Genomic DNA, 17,706 nt, shown 5'->3' with positions numbered 1-17,706 from the left:
GTGCCAATCGCTTTCACAGAGTGGGATAAGAGCATTAGAGCGTGTAGTCATCGGATAAAATATTTTTTTAAAATAAAATAATCAAATCTATTATATATATTATAACTTAAACTTTTCTTACTTGTGAGATAAATAAAATTATTATGGAAATATATTCAATAATTATAAGGAGTAAAACTAACACCAATTTATCAATTTTAAAAAATAACAAAGCAAAAGCTATAAGATTTTCTACCCTAGAAGCAATGTGCAGAGAACTAAATTGCCAACCTGGTGATATTTAGAGCATAAAAAGAATAAAACTGAAATCCAAAAGTGAAAAAAATATATTAGATTAAATCAAATAAGAGTGAGAGTAAATTGATTTACTCTCACTCTTATTTTTTAATAATATTATTACTGCCACTAGCCATTTAAAGAGCCTTCTTCTTTTTAAGATGCTCTAGCTATTTTTGTATTGATCATTTTAAAAACCTGTTCTTGTTCTTCCTTTTTAAGTTTTAGCTTTATAGTGTTAAATCTTCTTAAATACTCTACATCATCTTTTCCTCTTATTATTAAAGTATGATCTAATCTCTCATGCCAATCACAAGATTCTATATCCTCCCACTTTTTAAAGTTTCCCTCTACAAATATTCCATTTTCCATTATTTCAAATCTTTCTACGCCATTATACAATATAACTATACCTATTATCATCTCTATATAAGTATTAGCATTGTTGTTTAAAAAAGAAAAGAAAATTATTGTTAAAGACATAAGTATCATAATATTTCTCTCTATGCCTCTTTTTATATTTAAAAGAACTTTTCCACCCTCTTTAGTTTTGTACCAAAGATTTATAAAAGTTAACACAATCCAAAATATAAAGGTTGCCCCTACTAATATTAATAATATTCCTTCTAACACATTCATTCTAATACCTCCTAATTACTTTAAATTGCTTTCTCTTAAAATCTTCTATAAAATAAAATATTTTCCTTTTTATGGAATGATATCTTTTAACTGTGTTTTTCATCATCATTAATATTAGTTTTACAAACTTATTTGTGTATTATACTTGATAAATGTAAATATTCTAACTAATTCCCTGGAAATATTTTCTTTTAATACACATTCTTATTTTATCCTACTACCATTTTCATATATTATTTCTTCTTTTTTCAAGCTAATTATGCTAATATTTCTTTTGTAAATTTTATTATTTTTTTTATACAAAAATATGCCTAAATTTTTTTGCCCTATTACAATTTGTAATTTAATATGTAACACTTCTTTTAAATTTACTTTTATACTACAGCTTTCTGATGTTAAGTTACAATTGTATCTACATAAACCATATTCATTCTCTTTATTTAAACATAAAAATTTCATTTTTATATAAAGCCTCTAATATAAACCACAAAAAATATGGTAAATGTAATGGTAAGTTACAAGAAAAAGAGGGTCCATATATTGCCAAGCCAATTTTACGAAAATTAGGTTTTGATGAAAATGTCATTGAGCGTGTCTGCTATCTTATAGTTCATCATCATACTTATACAAATGTTGATGGCATTGACTACCAAATACTCCTTGAAGCAGATTTTCTTGTAAATATTTTAGAAGATGATTTATCCAGTAAGGCATCAGTTAATGTACTTGCAAACGTGTTTAAGACTAAAACAGGCATTGAATTTTTTAATTCAATGTATAGCCAATGGAAAGTAAATATAGAATAAATTAACCTTACACCTATAATTAAAGAGTCTTTGCCCTAAAGCAAAGACTCTTTATAAATTTATTTTTAACTAAATTACATTTTGTAACATACGGTGGTTTAACTACCATCCACCAGAAGATCCTCCTCCGCCGGAACTTCCTCCGCCAAAGCCACCGAATCCTCCGCCTCCAGAGCCTCCTCCGAAGCCTCCAAAGCCGCCACCACCGAATGGTCCATCGTCATCATCTCGTCTATCTCTTGATCCAGAAAACAGTGAGTTTAAGAATATAAGATCCCAAATAGATCCTCCTCTTCCACGTCTGCCACCTCTTCCACCAAAGATACTCATTAAAATTATGATCAAAATTATAGTAGGTATTATACCTCCACTTTTCTTTCTTCTTTGTGTAACTTTAATTTTTTCATTTTTTTCTAATGTTACATTGTACTCTTTAGCAGCATCATCTGCAAATACAGAATAGACATTTTTCATAGCCTCTCCATATTTTTCTTGTTTAAGTAGAGGTTTCGCTATATCATCCATTACTCTTGAAGAATATATGTCTGTTATTCTACCTTCTAATCCTCTTCCAACTTCTACTCTCCATTTTTTATCTTTTATAGATAAAAGAATCATAACTCCATTATCTTTTTCCTTTTGTCCCAATCCCCATTGTCTAAATAATTTATTACTGTAAGATTCTATATCAGAACCTTGTAGAGAATCTATTACTACCACCGACATCTGAGCTCCTGTCTTTCTCTCCAATTCATTTCCTACTGACACAATGTATTGTTTAGTGGTATCATCTATTACTCCTACATAATCATTTACATATTTTAAATTAGTAGGTTTAGGGAAATTTGGCTCTGCATTTACTAAGGTTGGAGAAACTATAATCAAAGTTATTAATAATATAAATGTAAGTCTTATTTTATTTAAAAATTTTTTCATATTTTTTCACCTACTTTTAAAAATCTATTTTAGGTGCTGTTCCCATAAAATTAAAGAGTTTTTGTGAAAAAACAAAAACTCCTAATTAATAAAACCCAAATAACTAATATAAGAATTTACATATTTTAAATTTGTAGGCTGTGGAAAACTTTCCACGTCTTTCACCTACTTTGAGAAGTCTACTTTTGGAACTTTACTTGCTCCTGCTTCCGCTTTAAAATATGGTTTTTCACTAAATCTAAACATACCAGCTATAATAGAGTTTGGGAACTTTCTTATACTAGTATTATAATTATTTACTGATTCATTATAATCCTGCCTTGCAATAGCTATTCTATTTTCTGTTCCTTCTATAGCTACTGATAAATCCTTAAAATTTTGATTAGATTTTAAATCTGGATATCTTTCAACTACTACCAATAATCTTGATAAAGCTCCTGATAATTCTTCATTTGCTTGAGCTTTTTGATCTATTCTTTGGGCTCCTGCCAATTTTGATCTTGCATCTGCTACACCCTTAAAAATATCTTTTTCTTGTGCAGCATATCCCTTAACTGTTTCTACTAAATTTGATATAAGATCAGATCTTCTTTGAAGATTTGTATCAATATTAGAAGCTGCTCTATTTACGTTTTGCTCCATAGATACCAAATTATTATATGTTCCCACTAACGGAAATATTATTAATAATAGTATACCCACTACTATTAGCGCATTTCTTAACCCTTTTTTCATAAATTTCACCACCATATTAATATTTTTATTATATTATACATTAATTTGCCAAAATTATCACTAGATATAATTATTTATAGATTTTTAACTACATCTCCTATAATTTTAAATCCCTTTTCTATTTCTTGTAAGGAAACTCTAGATATACCTAATCTAAAAGTATCTTCTCCCTTATTATCCACATAAAATATGTCTCCTGGAGTAAAAATAACACCTTTTTTACAACATTCTTGTAACAATTCTCTTGATTTTATATTTTTTAATTTTATAAAGATGTGAAGACCACCTTCTCCAGTTATATATTTTGAAGGTATATATTTTTTAGCACACTTTAAAGCAAACTCATATTTATGTTTATATATTTTTCTAGATTTTTTAATGTATTTTTCAAAGCTTCCACTGTTTAAATATTCATATAATATAGCCTGATCTAAGAAGGATGTATGAATATTTCTACTCCTTTTTACACTCTCCAAATAATCCACAAGGTTCTCATCTGCTAATACCCATCCTATTCTTATACCAGGAAAAAGTACCTTTGAAAAACTTCCTATATAAATAATACTGTTACCTTTGCCTGAAAAGGCAATCATAGGTGATACATGATCACCAGAATATCTCAGTTCTTCGTTAAACCCATCTTCTATTATAGGTATATTATTATCTTTTAATATATTATATATTTTTATTCTTTTTTCTGGACTCATAACTATTCCTGTAGGATTATGATAAGAAGGTATCAAATAAGTCAACTTTATATCATTATTACTTATAGTTTCTTTTAATTTGTCTATATTTATACCGTCATTCTCCATATCAATGCCTACAATATCCACATTGTGCATTTTCATTATTTTTATTGCTGTATTATGAGTAGGATTTTCACATAATACCTTATCCCTTGGTTTTATTAAAGACGATAATACAATATCAAATCCTTCTGTAAAACCATTGGTTATCAATATCTTTTTATTTGAAGTATCTACACCTTTATTTTTCATATATTTCATCAGATAGTTTATTAAATCCCTATATCCTATAGCATAACCATAATTTAATATTTTCTCTCCTTCTAAAGAAAATCTATTTAAAAAAGCTTTCTTAAACTCATCTAAATCGAATAAACTTTCATCTGGAGAAATACTTTTAAAAGATATCATACCTTTTTCCCAAGGTATCTCATGTTTTATTATGTCTAAATTTTCAGCTTTCTTTGCATAATCATTTATATTTTTTTCCCAATTAACTGTCCACTTTTCTTCCACATGTATATTAACATTAGAAACGAAAGCGCCTTTCCCTTTTTTTATTGATATAAATCCATCATCTTCTAAAAGTTCATAGGAAGATATAATAGTATTTCTGCTAACCTTGAGTATAGAAGCTAATTCTCTAGTAGATGGTAGTTTTTCATTTGCCCTTATCATTCCTTTTAATATCATAGATCTTATATAATGGCTTATCTGTATATATACTGGGGAATTTTTATCTAAATTTATATCAAAAAACATTAAAACCCTCCTAAAAATTTTTAATGTTTATTTCTGGAATTATATATTATCTTAGCAATAAATCTAATAGTAGTGGAGGAAAGCATTATACCAAAAGCAATAGCTCCACCTACAGCTATAGTTTGAAGACCTTTAGAATATGCTAAATTATAATTTTGTTCAACTATAGAATTTATAGCATAATAGGCAGTAATTCCTGGCACTAATGGGAATATGCCCGGTATAGAAAATTGCATAGCAGGAGTTTTAAGCTTTCTTGCCATTAATTCACTATACACTCCTACCGTAAAAGCTCCAACAAAGGATGACATAGCTGGACTGTGTATATACTTATATACTATAAGATAAGTTGCCCATCCAATGGCACCTGAAAAACCAGTCCATATTATTTTTTTCCTGTCAATATTAAAAAGTATAACAGGGAATATACTTCCAAAGAATGCTAATATAACTTGCTTTATCACCACTTAACACCTACTCCCAATGTTAATGCTGTAGCGATTCCCGCTCCTATGGCAGTTACTACTAACATAGCCTCGCCAAACTTAACTATACCAGACATAAAATCATCATATATAATATCCTTTATACCATTGGTTAATTGAACTCCTGGAACTAATATCATTATTCCTCCCGTTATAACATTAGCTCTATTTACAAGAGGAAATACATTTTCTGCAACTAGACTTAATATTCCTATAATAAACCCTGAAAAGAAAAACTGAAAAAATTGAAAAAATCCAATTCTTGATACCTTATATAACATATAATAAATTCCCATACTTATAAATGTTGAAATAATAGAATCATAAATTGTACCATTAAAAAACAATGAATAAACAAAAGAAGTCATGCCTGCTGCCACAATTCTCACTGGCAAAGTAAAAAATGGTAATACCTCTATTTCTTTTAAAATTTCTTTAGCTTCCTCATAAGAAATAGGATCATTTTGAAGACTTCTAGAAAAAGAATTAAGTCTGTCTATTCTAGCCAAATCTACCGCTCTTGTTTTTACTTTCTTAAGTGAAGTTACTTTTTCGTTGTTATGATCTATAATAGATAAAAAAACACCCTTAGCAGTAACCATGCATTCACATTGCATATCATACGCTGTACATATTCTCTCTATTGTTTCCTCAACCCTATAAGATTCTGCTCCATTGCTTAGAAGCATTTTACCTACAGAAAGTGAAATTTCTAAAACCTGTTTAGCTTCCATAGCTATACTCCTTCACCCATTTATTTTACACACATATCTAAAAAAATCTATTTAATACCATATTATATTTATAAATATATCAAATTTTTTATTTAATTGTAATATATTTAATAAAATAATTTCTTATTGCATTAATAGTATAATACTACTTATTATTATAATTCAAAATTACAAAATAAGAAGAATATTAATTAATATTACTAAATTCATTATTTAATATGAATTATAATCAATCTAGAACAGTATTAAATAATATTTCTGCTTTATAAATTTATTATTTAATACTTTTAATGATGAGTATATATTATACACTATATAATTTTGTTATTAGTACATTTTTTAAAACCTATACATGTATTTATAAGAATATTATAAATTTTGTAAAATTCCCTATAAATACTGATATATAAGGATTTATATTAATATACTTCTTGTTAAAAATTTAATTTATCGTTCTTTTTTATATGTTATAGTGATATAATAAAGTATCATATACATATATTAGTTCTACATAGTAAGTTATATATATTATTATGTAGTAAACCTTTTATATGTATTTTTAAAATTTTGAGGATGTGAGTATATGAATCTTGAGTATCTTCAATCATTTTATATTACTGTAAAATGTAATAGCATATCCAAAGCAGCAGAAAGTCTTCACTTAACTCAGCCTGGACTTAGTATTCAACTTAAAAATCTAGAAAAAGAATTTGGCGCCAGACTTTTAAATAGAAGCAATAAAGGTGTGAAACTAACTGAAGAAGGAAAAGTTGTTTTTAATTATGCAGATACTATTTTATCTATTAAAGGAAATATAGAAAGAGACCTTAAGGATCTACAAAAAGAGATACCCAAATTAATTGTTGGCTCCTGCAAAAGTGTAGGAGAATATGCTCTACCTTGTAGCATTTATACTTTTAAAAAATTTCATAAAGAATTAGATATTCAAATGAAAGTAGCAAACTCCCATGAAGTTATAGAAAAATTATTAGACCATACCATTAATATTGGTATTATTCAATGGGAATCTAATGAAAAGAACTTAGCCACAAAAAATATAATTTCAGATGAATTAATTTTAGTAGGAGATTCTTCTATAGATAAAAAAACAATATCTATAGAAGAACTAAAAAATATACCTTTAATTCTTAGAGAAAGCGGTTCTGGTACAAGACATTTAATTGAAAAATCCTTAAAAGAAAAAAATATAAATATAAATGATTTAAATATTATTTATGATTTAAATTCACCAGAAGCTATTAAATCTTCTATTTCTTCAGGTAAAGGTTTTTCTTTTCTACCTAAGTTAATAGTAAAAAAAGAATTAAAAAAAGAATATCTTCAACAAATTAAGGTAGATAATCTAAAAATGAATTTTAGCTATTATATAGCTTTTAGAAAAAATTATAATTTTAGCAATTATGAACAAACCTTCGTAGACTTTATTATTTCTAATAAACGTGGATTCTGCTAATTAAATAAGGAGGACTCAAGTCCTCCTATAACAAAAATTTTACTAAAATTTTAATTCCAACCCATGTGCCCAAAATTAAAAAAATCCCAAAAATCCAAGCATGCAAAGAAAATGAGGGAATACCACTAAAAAAGCTTCCAATGGTACATCCAAATGCAATCCTAGTGCCATACCCCATCATAATTCCTCCCAAAAGAGCAAATATGAATTGCTTCTTATCTTTTATTTTTTTAAATTTAAATTGAGATGCTAATAATGTAGCTACTAAAGATCCTAAAATTACAGCTATATTCAAGACAGTATATTTGTTAATAAATACACTTTCATTTCTAATTATAAATTCATAATAATAGCTAGAATGACTAAAGTACTCCCATTTCAATGGTTCTAATCCAAACCATTCTAAAATACCAACAGCCCATAATAAAAATCCGCTAGTTATTTGCCAATTGATGCCACTTGTAGCTAATAAAACTACATTCATTACTCCAAGCAAGCTTCCTCCTAGCCAATAGGGCCATGGCTTTTTTAGCCACTTTGGAATGGGTCCCATTTTATCACCTCTCTTTGTTTTTTATTTTGACTTTTGTATATAAACTTCCCACTGTCCATCTTCAGTTTCTACTGATTTTACGGAATATTTATTTTGCTCTGCCCATTCCTCTAGACTAATAACTACACAACTATGATCGCAATATAATATCAAGATATCATCTTGATTCATCTTTTTTAGTTCTTTCATTGCCTTAAGTACCGGTATTGGACATGCATCATATAAGCAATCAACTTCTTTTACTGACATATAGAACCTCCATTATTTACTGTGTTTTCTTTCATACCATAGTGCTATTATATATAAAATTATCAACACAGTAATCTGCACTATGACTATTATTTTTAAATCTATGTATTCTGGTAAATAAATCACCTTTGAATTAGCTATAGAATATTTACTCCAAAATGGATAATCTTTAGCTCCCATAACAGTTCCAATAAAGAATCCTAAAAGTACAACCCATTGCAATGTATGTCCTTCTCCAATTCTCATAAGTACGCCAGAACTACATCCACCTGCTAAAACCATGCCTACCCCAAATATAAATGCACCAATTACTAAATGAATTCCTATAGATTCTACAGATCCAGGAATCTTACTATAAACTAAAGAATAAGTACTAGTATAAGTACTAGTATATCTATACTGAATTACTGCAAATCCAACAGTACTTATTATCAACCCTAATATCATCCCTCTTAATAATTTGGTATTTTTCATAATAAATGGGTCTCTAAATGCTCCTGCAAAACAAAACCTAGAGTATCGTAGAATAATACCTATGGCTATCCCCCCAAACCATACGGAAAGATATTCATGATTACATTTAAAAAAAACTATTCCCAATATTAAAGCTATAAATAAAATTAATATTGCATAAGGAATTTGATTTTTACCTTTACTTTTTTGTTCCTCCTGCCTTCGTTTTATCAGTTCATCCATTTCATTCGATATCATATAATCATCCTTTAAAAGTATTAAACTTAGAATCATTGCTTAATTTTACTTTAAATAATTATATAATATAAAATATTTCAAATCAACGATACATTTATTGTATATTTACCCAAAATATAAGAACTAGTAAAACCATATGCTTATAAACATATGGTTTTATTAATTTCTATTTTATTTTATTAATCTATAGTTATTTTATATTGTTTTAAAATACTTTATTTACTATCTCCTTACCTCTAATGAATGTTTTACTATTAAATTTAGTAATTCTGCAAAAGATATTCCTACTGCATTAGCACTTTTGGGAAATAAACTATTTTTAGTCATTCCTGGCAATGTATTTAATTCTAATACATAAGGTACTCCATCTTTAACTATCATGTCTACTCTTACATAAACCTGACATTTTAATTCTCTCCAACAAGCTACAGCCATTCTTTCTACTTTATTATGAAGGCTTTCTTCTAATTCTACAATTACTTCATCTGATCCACCATCTGCATATTTTGCTGTATAATCAAAGAATTCCGCATGGGGTCTTATAGCTAGCACTGGTAACATTTTTCCATCTAGCATACAACAAGTTATTTCTTCACCCTTTGTATAATTTTCTATCATAACTTCTTTATCATATTTAAGTGCTAGTTCCACTGCTTCTTTTATTCCTTCTTTGTTTTTCACTAAATTAGTAGCTACACTAGATCCACCACTATTAGGTTTTACAAACACTGGATATCCTATTTTTTCAATAGCTTCATAATCTATATCATCTACACTAGATACATTTACCCAATCTGCTGTGTTTATATTAGCATATTTTAAAATTTTCTTAGTCATATCTTTATCCATGCATATAGCACTTGTCAAAGGACCACAACCTGAATATGGTATATCTAAAGTTTGAAGAACTGATTGAACTGTTCCATCTTCACCAAATTTACCATGTAATGCTAGAAAAGCAAAATCTATACCTTTAACTTTTTCAACAATATCTTCTTTTTTATCTATAATAATAGGAATAATTTCATGTTTTAAAAGTTCTAAATACTTTATAACTTCTCTACCAGAATTCAAGGAAACCTCTCTTTCTGTAGATATTCCCCCCATTATAACTCCAATTTTCATTATATATTCCTCCCATATCTATTTATAAACTTATTTTTCATAACTTCTAGATAAATATTTTATATGTTTATTATTTTCTTAATTAATAATGATGTTATTATTTCATAGCTAATATAATAAAACTTTACCATATGTGTCCTTCTTTGTCCTCTTACTATATTTTATACATTCTATAAATATAATAAAGTACCACCCTACTTATTTTTTAATCTGCAAGTGGTATGCAAACAATATACTTGCTTATTTATTGTTTAATTATAAATATATACATTTAAAATTGCAAATTCCCCATATTAAGTATAAAATGAAAATATAAATAAGCCTTATGTTGTAGGGGTGCCCATTGTGGCTGAGAAGAATTTAAAATATCTAACCCTGATAACCTGATCCAGCTAATACTGGCGTAGGGAAGCAACATGTCTAAATAATAGATTTTTATAAAATTTATTAACAAGATGTATTGCTTTTAAATACATCTTGTTTTTATTTTGTTTTTAAAAAAATGCTTAATTTATCAATTGTTATATAGGAGGTTTTTATATGAAAAAAGTTTTAACTATAGCTGGTTCAGATAGTTGTGGAGGAGCTGGTATTCAAGCAGACATAAAAACTATGAGTGCCTTAGGTGTATATGCCATGAGCGTAATAACTGCTGTAACAGCACAAAATTCAATAGGCGTACAAGATGTTCATGAAATTCCCAAAAGTATGGTTGAATGTCAAATCCAATCTATATTTGATGATATATCTGTAGATGCAACTAAAATAGGAATGGTTTCTAATTCAGAAACTATTAGATCTATAAAGGAATATTTACTAAAATACAATGTTAAAAACATAGTTCTAGATCCTGTTATGGTATCAAAAAGTGGTTATTTTCTTCTTAAAGAAGACGCTGTAGAAGAACTTAAAAATTTAATTTCTATAGCTAGTATAGTAACTCCTAATATTCCAGAGGCTGAAGTTTTAAGTGGTATAAAAATAGATTCAGAAGATACTATGAAAAAAGCTGCTACTATAATTCAATCTATGGGTGTTAAAAACGTTCTGGTAAAAGGAGGACATAGATGCAATGATGCAAATGACATACTTCTTTATGATGATAAATTTATTACAATACCTGGCAGCAGAATAGAAACTAAAAATACCCATGGAACTGGATGTACACTATCCTCTGCTATAGCTTCTTATTTAGCTAAAGGACTTACAGTTGATAAAGCGGTATGCCTTTCAAAAAAATATATTACAAAAGCCATAGAAAATTCCTTCCCTATTGGTGAAGGCGTAGGCCCTGTAGGTCATTTTATAGAACTTTACAAAGAAGCTCATCTAGATTTTTAGAAATATTATAAGTCATTCTTTAAAAATAAATATTTTAAAATTATTTATTAAAAGTTGTACTTTAGTAAATATTTAAATTATTAAAATTCTAATATTTTAATAATATATTGTTGATTTAATATAAAAGATAAACCTTATATTACTAAATATTTATACTGTAAAAATACAGTATTAAAAAAGAAAGGAAGAGTTTTTATGGAAAATAAAAATGTTATTGAAAAGATGAGAGCCAAAACACCGCTTGTTCATTGTATAACTAACTATGTTACTATAAATGATTGCGCTAATATTCTTCTTTCATTTGGTGCATCCCCTGCTATGTGTGAGGCCTACGACGAAGTTTATGATTTTGCAAGTATATCATCTGCTCTATACATAAATTTAGGAACTTTAACTAAAGAACAAGAAGCAGCAGCAGTGCTTGCTTCAATATCTGCAAAAAATCATAATGTTCCCGTAGTTATAGATCCAGTAGGATGCCCTGCCATTAAAAGAAAAGTTGAAGTTATAAATAGAATTGCTAAAGTTGGTAAAATAGATATTATTAAAGGAAATATAGGGGAAATTAAATTTTTAGCTGGTATGAATTCTGAAACTAGAGGTGTAGATTCTCTAGATAATGGAGAAAATGCTTTAGAAGCTTGTGATAAATTGGCTAAAAAATATAATTGTATTGTAGCAGCTACTGGTGAAAAAGATTATATATCTGATGGTAACAGAGGATGCATAATAAAAAATGGTACAGAAATGTTGACTAAAGTAACTGGAGCAGGTTGCATGCTAGGTGCTCTATGTGCTGCCACCTGTGCCAACTTTGAAGATAAATTAATCTCTACTACATCTGCTATATTATCTATGAATATTGCTGGAGAAAAAGCCTTTGAAAAATCACAATTACCAGGCAGTTTTAGAATTGCTTTAATAGATATTATATATACACTATCTGATGAAGAAGTTTGGAAAAGAGGTAATGTAGAATGGAAATAAATTATGAACTTTATTTAATTACAGATAGAAGATTTCTAAGAGGACGTGAATTAAAAAAAGTATTAGAACAAGCTATTTTAGGTGGCGTTACTTTGGTACAAGTTAGAGAAAAAGATGTATCAACTAGAGCATTCTTTAATGTAGCTAAAGAAGTAAAGGAAATAACAGATTATTATAATGTACCTATAATTATAAATGATAGATTAGATATTGCCCAAGCCATAGATGCTCATGGGGTTCATTTAGGCCAAAAGGATATGAATCTTACTATTGCAAGAAAAATATTAGGTAAGGATAAAATAATAGGTATATCTGCGGGAAATATTCATGAAGCTTTAGAAGCTCAAAATAATGGTGCAGATTACCTAGGAATAGGAACAATATTCCCTACTGGTAGCAAAAAAGATGTAGATGAAATTATAGGCATTGATGGATTATCAAAAATAAAAAATAGTATACAGATTCCATCTGTAGCCATAGGTGGAATAAATAAATCTAATTTTAAAGACATTTTAAACACTGGTGTAGATGGAATCTCTGTAATTTCTGCTATACTAAATGAAAATGATATTAAACTTGCTGCCAAAAATCTTTTATTAAATAAATAATAATCTCTACTTATTAATTGATCATAGTTTTAATATAACAATTAAGACACTAGACTTAATAAATACCTTAATTAAATCTAGTGTCCTTTAATATTTAAAAACATTTATTATTCTCATTAACATAATATCTAAAGATTAATATGATATATTATGCTTTACTAACTTTTTACTCACATATTAATTTAACTTGTTGTGCTAGTTAAATTAAGCTTACAGATTAATATTTTGCACATTAAACCACTGCTAAATATAAATGTGAGAATTGTTAATAATTATTTATATAAATTTAGTAGACTTATGTTTATTATATATATTAGAATATACTTAATATATAGTTTTATTGGGAGAATTTTTTTGGATACATTTGTTGCTAGACAGCCCATTTTTGATATAAATGAAAATGTAATAGCCTATGAATTGCTATTTAGAACTAATAATAGAGATAACAAATTTGGTAATATAAATGGAGATATAGCAACAGCCAAAGTAATAATTAATAGCTTTTTATTGATAGGTATAGAAAAATTAACAGATGGTAAAAAGGCCTTTATTAATTTTACAGAAAATCTTATTTTAAATAATGTAGCCTCACTTCTCCCAAAAGAATACGTAACCATAGAGATTTTAGAAAATGTAACTCCATCTAACGATATAATATATTCCTGTAAAAAGTTAAAACAAGATGGATATACTATAGCATTAGATGATTTTGTTTTAATGGACAATTTAAAAGAATTAGTAGAATTAGCAGATATTGTAAAAATAGATTTTAAAATCACTAAAGGTAATAACAGAAAAAAAGTCATAGACAAAGTACTTAAAATAAATAGCAATATAAAATTTCTAGCTGAAAAAATTGAAACTAAAGAAGAATTCTATGAATCTATATCTATGGGCTGTTCTTTATTTCAAGGATACTTTTTTAGTAAACCTACTATATTTGATGGTAACAATATACCTATACATAATCTTACTAAATATAAAATACTAAAAGAACTAAATAAAACAAGTATAGATTTTATTTATTTGGAAGAATTAATTAAAACAGATCAATCTTTATATAATAAACTATTTAAATTTATAAACACCTATTTTTCTTTTAGCCAAAATATAACCTCTTTAAATAAGTGTATATCATTGATTGGAGAAAAATCCACCATAACAATAGTATCATTTATATTATTATACGATATAACAAGTAACAATAAAGAATACATCAAACTAATCTTATTAAGAGCAAAATTTTTAGATCTTTTGGCCAAAAAAATAAATTATATAGATGAAACAGATGAATTATTCTTCATTGGATTATTTTATGGAATAGAAAACTTTTTGCATAATCCTTTAAGAACTGTTTTATATGATCCTAATCTACAAAGTCCGCAGCATGCTCTTGATAAAAGAATAAATAAATTAACTAATATATTACATCTTGCATTATGCTACGAAAAAGGTTCTTGGAATAATATAAATGTTTTGTGCAAAGATCTAAATATATTACCTACTGATTTAACAAACTTATATATTTGTGCCTTAAATTGGGTAAATAAATTTAATATTTGACTATTGGATGTAATTATATATTGAGTACTTATATATGAAATATAACATGTGATTTTTTAAAAATTATTATGTATAAATTTATTTTCTATGAAAACATTATATAAATATTAGTATTATAAATATGGCTATAGAACCTCACTTTAATGGGTTTATATTAATTATTTTTCTAAAACAATTAATAAGGGTTGCCTGAAAATTTAAGTAAAGCAACCCATTTTTTATATATTTTATTATTTCAAATTAAATTTGTATTTACCTTATTTAAAAATATAATAATTAAACTTTTAGTTATTTTTTAATAACTTCTAATATACTTAAAGCTGGATAAGTGTCTAAAAAATATTTTGGAGACATGGTAACCTGCAATTTTTTATCCAATAATATTTTTTCATATTCATCCATATACATAGAATCAGAAATAATTAACTTTCCGCCCTTTTTTAAAACCCTTAGCATTTCTAGTATAGCCATTTTTCTTTCTTCAGCACTTTCTATATTATGAATACACTGTTTACTCACAATTATATCAAAGGATTGATCTTCAAAGGATAATGCTGAAGCATTTTGAGTTTTTACCTTTATCTTATTCTTCACACCTTCTAATTCTACATTTTGATTAATATAATACTTAGTTTTATCTAATATTCCTTCACTATTCCATATATCTATACCCGTTACTTTTCCTGAACCGCTCTTTAATTTCTTAGCTACTGCTATAGCCAAGATTCCTTTTCCAATACCCACATCTAATACATTTTCATTTCCTGTCCAATTTACTTTAGAAAGTATTCTATTTATATGTCTAAATCTTCCTATAAATATGAAATTTATTATTCTTAATCCATTGAATATAAATATTATAGATATAATTAATATCAAATAAGCCATATAATTTTGTATTTCTTTATGCTGAAGATTAAATATAAAAGCTATTAATCCTAAAATTCCTGCAGAAAAAAATTTAACAGCACTAAAATAATTATTCGGACCGTAATAGGGCTTTGTATATTTTTTCATATTATATAACGCTCCCTTCTTAATTTTCTCCCATTGATAATTGTAGATTTTATCATTAATAAAGGGATTTTTCAAGAAAAATTTTGATTGTTTCTCACTGTAACTACTATATATATGAAAAATTTAAAATTATGTTACAAAAACTTTTTTAATTTTATCACTTTACAAATTCACTTTGCTAAAGTATAATATAATAAATTAAAGCAAGGGGGATTTTTATATGAAGAAAAAAAATGTATTATTTTCAATTGTAATATTAAGTTTAATTTTTATGCTAACAGGTTGTGGTAACAAATCAAAAGGAGATACTTCACTTAAAGATATAAAGGATAAAGGTGAATTTGTAGTAGGATTGGACGATAGTTTCCCTCCTATGGGATTTAAAAATGATAAAGGTGAAATAGTTGGTTTTGATATTGATTTAGCAAAAGAAGTTGCTAAAAAAATGGGGGTTAAAGTAGTTTTTAAACCAGTTCAATGGGATGGTGTAGTTCTTAGTTTAAATAATAAAGATATTGATGTTATATGGAACGGACTTACAATTACTGAAAAAAGAAAACAACAAATAAATTTCTCAAAGCCTTATGTAGAAAATAAACAGATAATAGTAGTTAATAATAAATCTAATATAAAATCTAAGAAAGATTTAGGTGGTAAAACTGTAGGACTTCAATTAGGAAGTAGTAGTGAAACTGCCTTAGAATCTGATAAAGATGTTTCAAAATCTTTAAAAGAACTAAAAAAATACTCAAATAACACTGAAGCACTTATGGACTTACAGGCTGAAAGAGTAAATGCAGTTGTAGTGGATGAAGTAGTTGGTAGATATTATATAAGTAAAAAGCCTAATATTTTTAAAGTACTAGATGAAAACTTTGGTGGAGAGTCCTATGGAATAGGTTTTAGAAAAACTGATAATAGTTTTAGAGAAGCAGTAGATAAAGCTTTAGATGAATGTATAAAAGATGGAACTGCAGATAAAATATCAAACAAATGGTTTGGCAAAGGAATTTTGAAAAAATAGGATGTGATTAATGTGTCTAATCTTTCTGATATAACCATATTTATATTGAAAGGTAATATTATTTCTTTTAAATTATTTATAGTAACAATAATATTTTCTATTCCACTTGGAATTTTAATAGCTATGGGAAAGGGTTCTAAAATAAAACCACTAAAGGCTATATTAAATATTTATACTTGGATATTTAGGGGTACTCCCCTGATGCTCCAACTATTCTTTGCCTATTTTGGACTTCCTGTAATAGGCATAAGATTAGAACCTTTAACAGCAGCTTATTTAACATTTATAATTAATTATGGAGCATACTTAGCAGAAACTTTTAGAGCAGGTATAGAATCCATTGATAAAGGACAATTTGAAGCTTCTAAGGTATTAGGTTTTACTTATAGTCAAACTATGTTTAAAATAATTATACCACAGGCTATACGAAACGTTATACCACCAATATGTAATGAGAGCATAAATCTAATTAAGGATTCTGCTCTAGTAGCTGCCATAGGTATAGGTGATATGCTAAGAGCCGCAAAGGAAGTAGTAACAAGAGATTTTACTATAACACCCTTCTTTATAGCTGCTGCTATATATTTATTAATAACAGCATTTTTAGTACTAATATTTAGAGCTTTAGAAAAAAAATGTGCATATTAATAAAAGTGCAACGAACTTTTATTAGAGTACAAAGAACAGAGTATAGGGTATAGATTTGAAAAAAATTTTTATTAAGAATTTATACCTTTTATATGAAAAAACTGTGTTTTTTATAATTTTTAAGATATTAAAACAAGAAATACTTTTAGTCAATAGATAGCTATAAAAATAAAGTATTCTAATATCTAAACTAACGTCATAATGCCAGGTGCCAGGTACTGTAATATTTAAGCGTAAATTAAACGGGACGGTTACTTTACGCTTAAATATTAGTTTGTAAATAA

General features: G+C 27.0%; 19 protein-coding genes, 1 pseudogene and 1 riboswitch. Of the genes and pseudogenes, 9 read left to right on the top strand and 11 right to left on the bottom strand.

Translation table 11 applies throughout. The features are described 5' to 3' along the window. Nucleotides 1-176: 176 nt before the first annotated feature. Nucleotides 177-284 (top strand): annotated as a pseudogene (locus tag NGI68_RS09740) (helix-turn-helix domain-containing protein); the annotation flags it as partial. Between the two features lie 148 nt (nt 285-432). Here NGI68_RS09740 and NGI68_RS09735 read toward each other — a convergent pair. Continuing rightward, a complete protein-coding gene (locus NGI68_RS09735; protein WP_251861276.1) occupies nt 433-915 on the bottom strand; it encodes a DUF5673 domain-containing protein in 483 nt (160 codons plus the stop codon). Between the two features lie 392 nt (nt 916-1,307). On the opposite strand from NGI68_RS09735, the gene NGI68_RS09730 reads away from it, so the two are divergent. Then, nucleotides 1,308-1,721 (top strand): hypothetical protein, encoded by a 414-nt coding sequence (locus NGI68_RS09730; protein ID WP_251861275.1) that lies wholly within the window; start codon nt 1,308-1,310, stop codon nt 1,719-1,721. Between the two features lie 102 nt (nt 1,722-1,823). Here NGI68_RS09730 and NGI68_RS09725 read toward each other — a convergent pair whose 3' ends face one another. The 5 genes from NGI68_RS09725 to NGI68_RS09705 form a co-directional block, all read right to left on the bottom strand. After that, complete coding sequence (locus tag NGI68_RS09725; protein WP_251861273.1) at nt 1,824-2,657, bottom strand: TPM domain-containing protein; 834 nt, start codon at nt 2,655-2,657, stop codon at nt 1,824-1,826. 165 nt (nt 2,658-2,822) lie between these two features. Beyond that, complete coding sequence (locus NGI68_RS09720; protein WP_251861272.1) at nt 2,823-3,392, bottom strand: LemA family protein; 570 nt, start codon at nt 3,390-3,392, stop codon at nt 2,823-2,825. 74 nt (nt 3,393-3,466) lie between these two features. Then, complete coding sequence (gene pdxR / locus NGI68_RS09715; protein ID WP_251861271.1) at nt 3,467-4,903, bottom strand: MocR-like pyridoxine biosynthesis transcription factor PdxR; 1,437 nt, start codon at nt 4,901-4,903, stop codon at nt 3,467-3,469. A 20-nt stretch (nt 4,904-4,923) separates the two neighbouring features. Further along, nucleotides 4,924-5,370 (bottom strand): threonine/serine exporter family protein, encoded by a 447-nt coding sequence (locus NGI68_RS09710; RefSeq protein ID WP_251861270.1) that lies wholly within the window; start codon nt 5,368-5,370, stop codon nt 4,924-4,926. Beyond that, complete coding sequence (locus NGI68_RS09705) at nt 5,364-6,122, bottom strand: threonine/serine exporter family protein (RefSeq protein WP_251861269.1); 759 nt, start codon at nt 6,120-6,122, stop codon at nt 5,364-5,366. Before NGI68_RS09705 ends, NGI68_RS09710 begins: the two co-directional genes overlap by 7 nt. Before the next feature lie 583 nt (nt 6,123-6,705). Here NGI68_RS09705 and NGI68_RS09700 point away from each other — a divergent pair. Next, nucleotides 6,706-7,596: a LysR substrate-binding domain-containing protein gene (locus NGI68_RS09700; RefSeq protein WP_251861268.1), complete on the top strand. Its 891-nt coding sequence runs from the start codon at nt 6,706-6,708 to the stop codon at nt 7,594-7,596. A gap of 25 nt (nt 7,597-7,621) precedes the next feature. On the opposite strand, the gene NGI68_RS09695 is transcribed toward NGI68_RS09700, so the two are convergent. From NGI68_RS09695 to NGI68_RS09680, 4 genes are all read right to left on the bottom strand, one after another. After that, entirely contained in the window at nt 7,622-8,149 is a 528-nt protein-coding gene (locus NGI68_RS09695; RefSeq protein WP_251861267.1) for a YeeE/YedE thiosulfate transporter family protein, read from the bottom strand. A 21-nt stretch (nt 8,150-8,170) separates the two neighbouring features. Beyond that, nucleotides 8,171-8,398, bottom strand: coding sequence for a sulfurtransferase TusA family protein (locus NGI68_RS09690; protein ID WP_251861266.1), 228 nt, complete (start codon nt 8,396-8,398; stop codon nt 8,171-8,173). Between the two features lie 12 nt (nt 8,399-8,410). Continuing rightward, nucleotides 8,411-9,106 carry a YeeE/YedE thiosulfate transporter family protein gene (locus tag NGI68_RS09685; protein ID WP_251861319.1) on the bottom strand — a complete coding sequence of 232 codons (696 nt, stop codon included), beginning with the start codon at nt 9,104-9,106 and terminating at the stop codon, nt 8,411-8,413. 225 nt (nt 9,107-9,331) lie between these two features. Continuing rightward, the gene (locus tag NGI68_RS09680) at nt 9,332-10,234 is read right to left on the bottom strand and encodes a D-alanine--D-alanine ligase (protein ID WP_251861265.1); all 903 of its coding nucleotides are present in this window, start codon (nt 10,232-10,234) and stop codon (nt 9,332-9,334) included. 322 nt (nt 10,235-10,556) lie between these two features. Beyond that, a riboswitch (TPP riboswitch) is annotated at nt 10,557-10,662 on the top strand. 112 nt (nt 10,663-10,774) lie between these two features. Between NGI68_RS09680 and thiD the strand changes: the two genes are divergently transcribed. The 4 genes from thiD (at nt 10,775) to NGI68_RS09660 (ending at nt 14,733) form a co-directional block, all read left to right on the top strand. Next, nucleotides 10,775-11,575: a bifunctional hydroxymethylpyrimidine kinase/phosphomethylpyrimidine kinase gene (gene thiD, locus NGI68_RS09675; RefSeq protein WP_251861264.1), complete on the top strand. Its 801-nt coding sequence runs from the start codon at nt 10,775-10,777 to the stop codon at nt 11,573-11,575. A 195-nt stretch (nt 11,576-11,770) separates the two neighbouring features. Next, complete coding sequence (gene thiM, locus NGI68_RS09670) at nt 11,771-12,562, top strand: hydroxyethylthiazole kinase (protein ID WP_251861263.1); 792 nt, start codon at nt 11,771-11,773, stop codon at nt 12,560-12,562. Next, entirely contained in the window at nt 12,553-13,170 is a 618-nt protein-coding gene (gene thiE / locus NGI68_RS09665) for a thiamine phosphate synthase (protein WP_251861262.1), read from the top strand. Before thiM ends, thiE begins: the two co-directional genes overlap by 10 nt. 354 nt (nt 13,171-13,524) lie before the next feature. Then, nucleotides 13,525-14,733 carry an EAL and HDOD domain-containing protein gene (locus NGI68_RS09660; RefSeq protein WP_251861261.1) on the top strand — a complete coding sequence of 403 codons (1,209 nt, stop codon included), beginning with the start codon at nt 13,525-13,527 and terminating at the stop codon, nt 14,731-14,733. Between the two features lie 288 nt (nt 14,734-15,021). Here the strand turns inward: NGI68_RS09660 and NGI68_RS09655 are convergent, their stop codons facing one another. Beyond that, complete coding sequence (locus tag NGI68_RS09655) at nt 15,022-15,750, bottom strand: class I SAM-dependent methyltransferase (RefSeq protein WP_251861260.1); 729 nt, start codon at nt 15,748-15,750, stop codon at nt 15,022-15,024. A 220-nt stretch (nt 15,751-15,970) separates the two neighbouring features. Here NGI68_RS09655 and NGI68_RS09650 point away from each other — a divergent pair, with 220 nt between their 5' ends. Further along, a complete protein-coding gene (locus NGI68_RS09650; RefSeq protein ID WP_251861259.1) occupies nt 15,971-16,774 on the top strand; it encodes an amino acid ABC transporter substrate-binding protein in 804 nt (267 codons plus the stop codon). 12 nt (nt 16,775-16,786) lie between these two features. Next, nucleotides 16,787-17,422: an amino acid ABC transporter permease gene (locus tag NGI68_RS09645; protein ID WP_251861258.1), complete on the top strand. Its 636-nt coding sequence runs from the start codon at nt 16,787-16,789 to the stop codon at nt 17,420-17,422. Nucleotides 17,423-17,706: the final 284 nt, after the last annotated feature.

Origin of the sequence: Clostridium sp. Marseille-Q2269, from assembly GCF_943736985.1 — a bacterium.
In the GTDB taxonomy this organism is placed as follows: domain Bacteria; phylum Bacillota; class Clostridia; order Clostridiales; family Clostridiaceae; genus Clostridium_F.
The sequence above is the reverse complement of the archived record's forward strand: the minus strand, read 5'-3'. Positions and strand labels throughout refer to the sequence as shown.

Bases quoted from the DNA above. Each gene is read 5' to 3' on its own strand.
- NGI68_RS09695 (WP_251861267.1), bottom strand. From the start codon at position 8,149: ATGGGACCCATTCCAAAGTGGCTAAAAAAGCCATGGCCCTATTGGCTA.
- NGI68_RS09700 (WP_251861268.1), top strand. From the start codon at position 6,706: ATGAATCTTGAGTATCTTCAATCATTTTATATTACTGTAAAATGTAAT.
- thiE (WP_251861262.1), top strand. From the start codon at position 12,553: ATGGAAATAAATTATGAACTTTATTTAATTACAGATAGAAGATTTCTA.
- pdxR (WP_251861271.1), bottom strand. From the start codon at position 4,903: ATGTTTTTTGATATAAATTTAGATAAAAATTCCCCAGTATATATACAG.
- NGI68_RS09730 (WP_251861275.1), top strand. From the start codon at position 1,308: ATGTTAAGTTACAATTGTATCTACATAAACCATATTCATTCTCTTTAT.
- NGI68_RS09735 (WP_251861276.1), bottom strand. From the start codon at position 915: ATGAATGTGTTAGAAGGAATATTATTAATATTAGTAGGGGCAACCTTT.
- NGI68_RS09690 (WP_251861266.1), bottom strand. From the start codon at position 8,398: ATGTCAGTAAAAGAAGTTGATTGCTTATATGATGCATGTCCAATACCG.
- thiD (WP_251861264.1), top strand. From the start codon at position 10,775: ATGAAAAAAGTTTTAACTATAGCTGGTTCAGATAGTTGTGGAGGAGCT.
- NGI68_RS09650 (WP_251861259.1), top strand. From the start codon at position 15,971: ATGAAGAAAAAAAATGTATTATTTTCAATTGTAATATTAAGTTTAATT.
- NGI68_RS09705 (WP_251861269.1), bottom strand. From the start codon at position 6,122: ATGGAAGCTAAACAGGTTTTAGAAATTTCACTTTCTGTAGGTAAAATG.
- NGI68_RS09655 (WP_251861260.1), bottom strand. From the start codon at position 15,750: ATGAAAAAATATACAAAGCCCTATTACGGTCCGAATAATTATTTTAGT.
- NGI68_RS09720 (WP_251861272.1), bottom strand. From the start codon at position 3,392: ATGAAAAAAGGGTTAAGAAATGCGCTAATAGTAGTGGGTATACTATTA.
- NGI68_RS09680 (WP_251861265.1), bottom strand. From the start codon at position 10,234: ATGAAAATTGGAGTTATAATGGGGGGAATATCTACAGAAAGAGAGGTT.
- NGI68_RS09725 (WP_251861273.1), bottom strand. From the start codon at position 2,657: ATGAAAAAATTTTTAAATAAAATAAGACTTACATTTATATTATTAATA.
- thiM (WP_251861263.1), top strand. From the start codon at position 11,771: ATGGAAAATAAAAATGTTATTGAAAAGATGAGAGCCAAAACACCGCTT.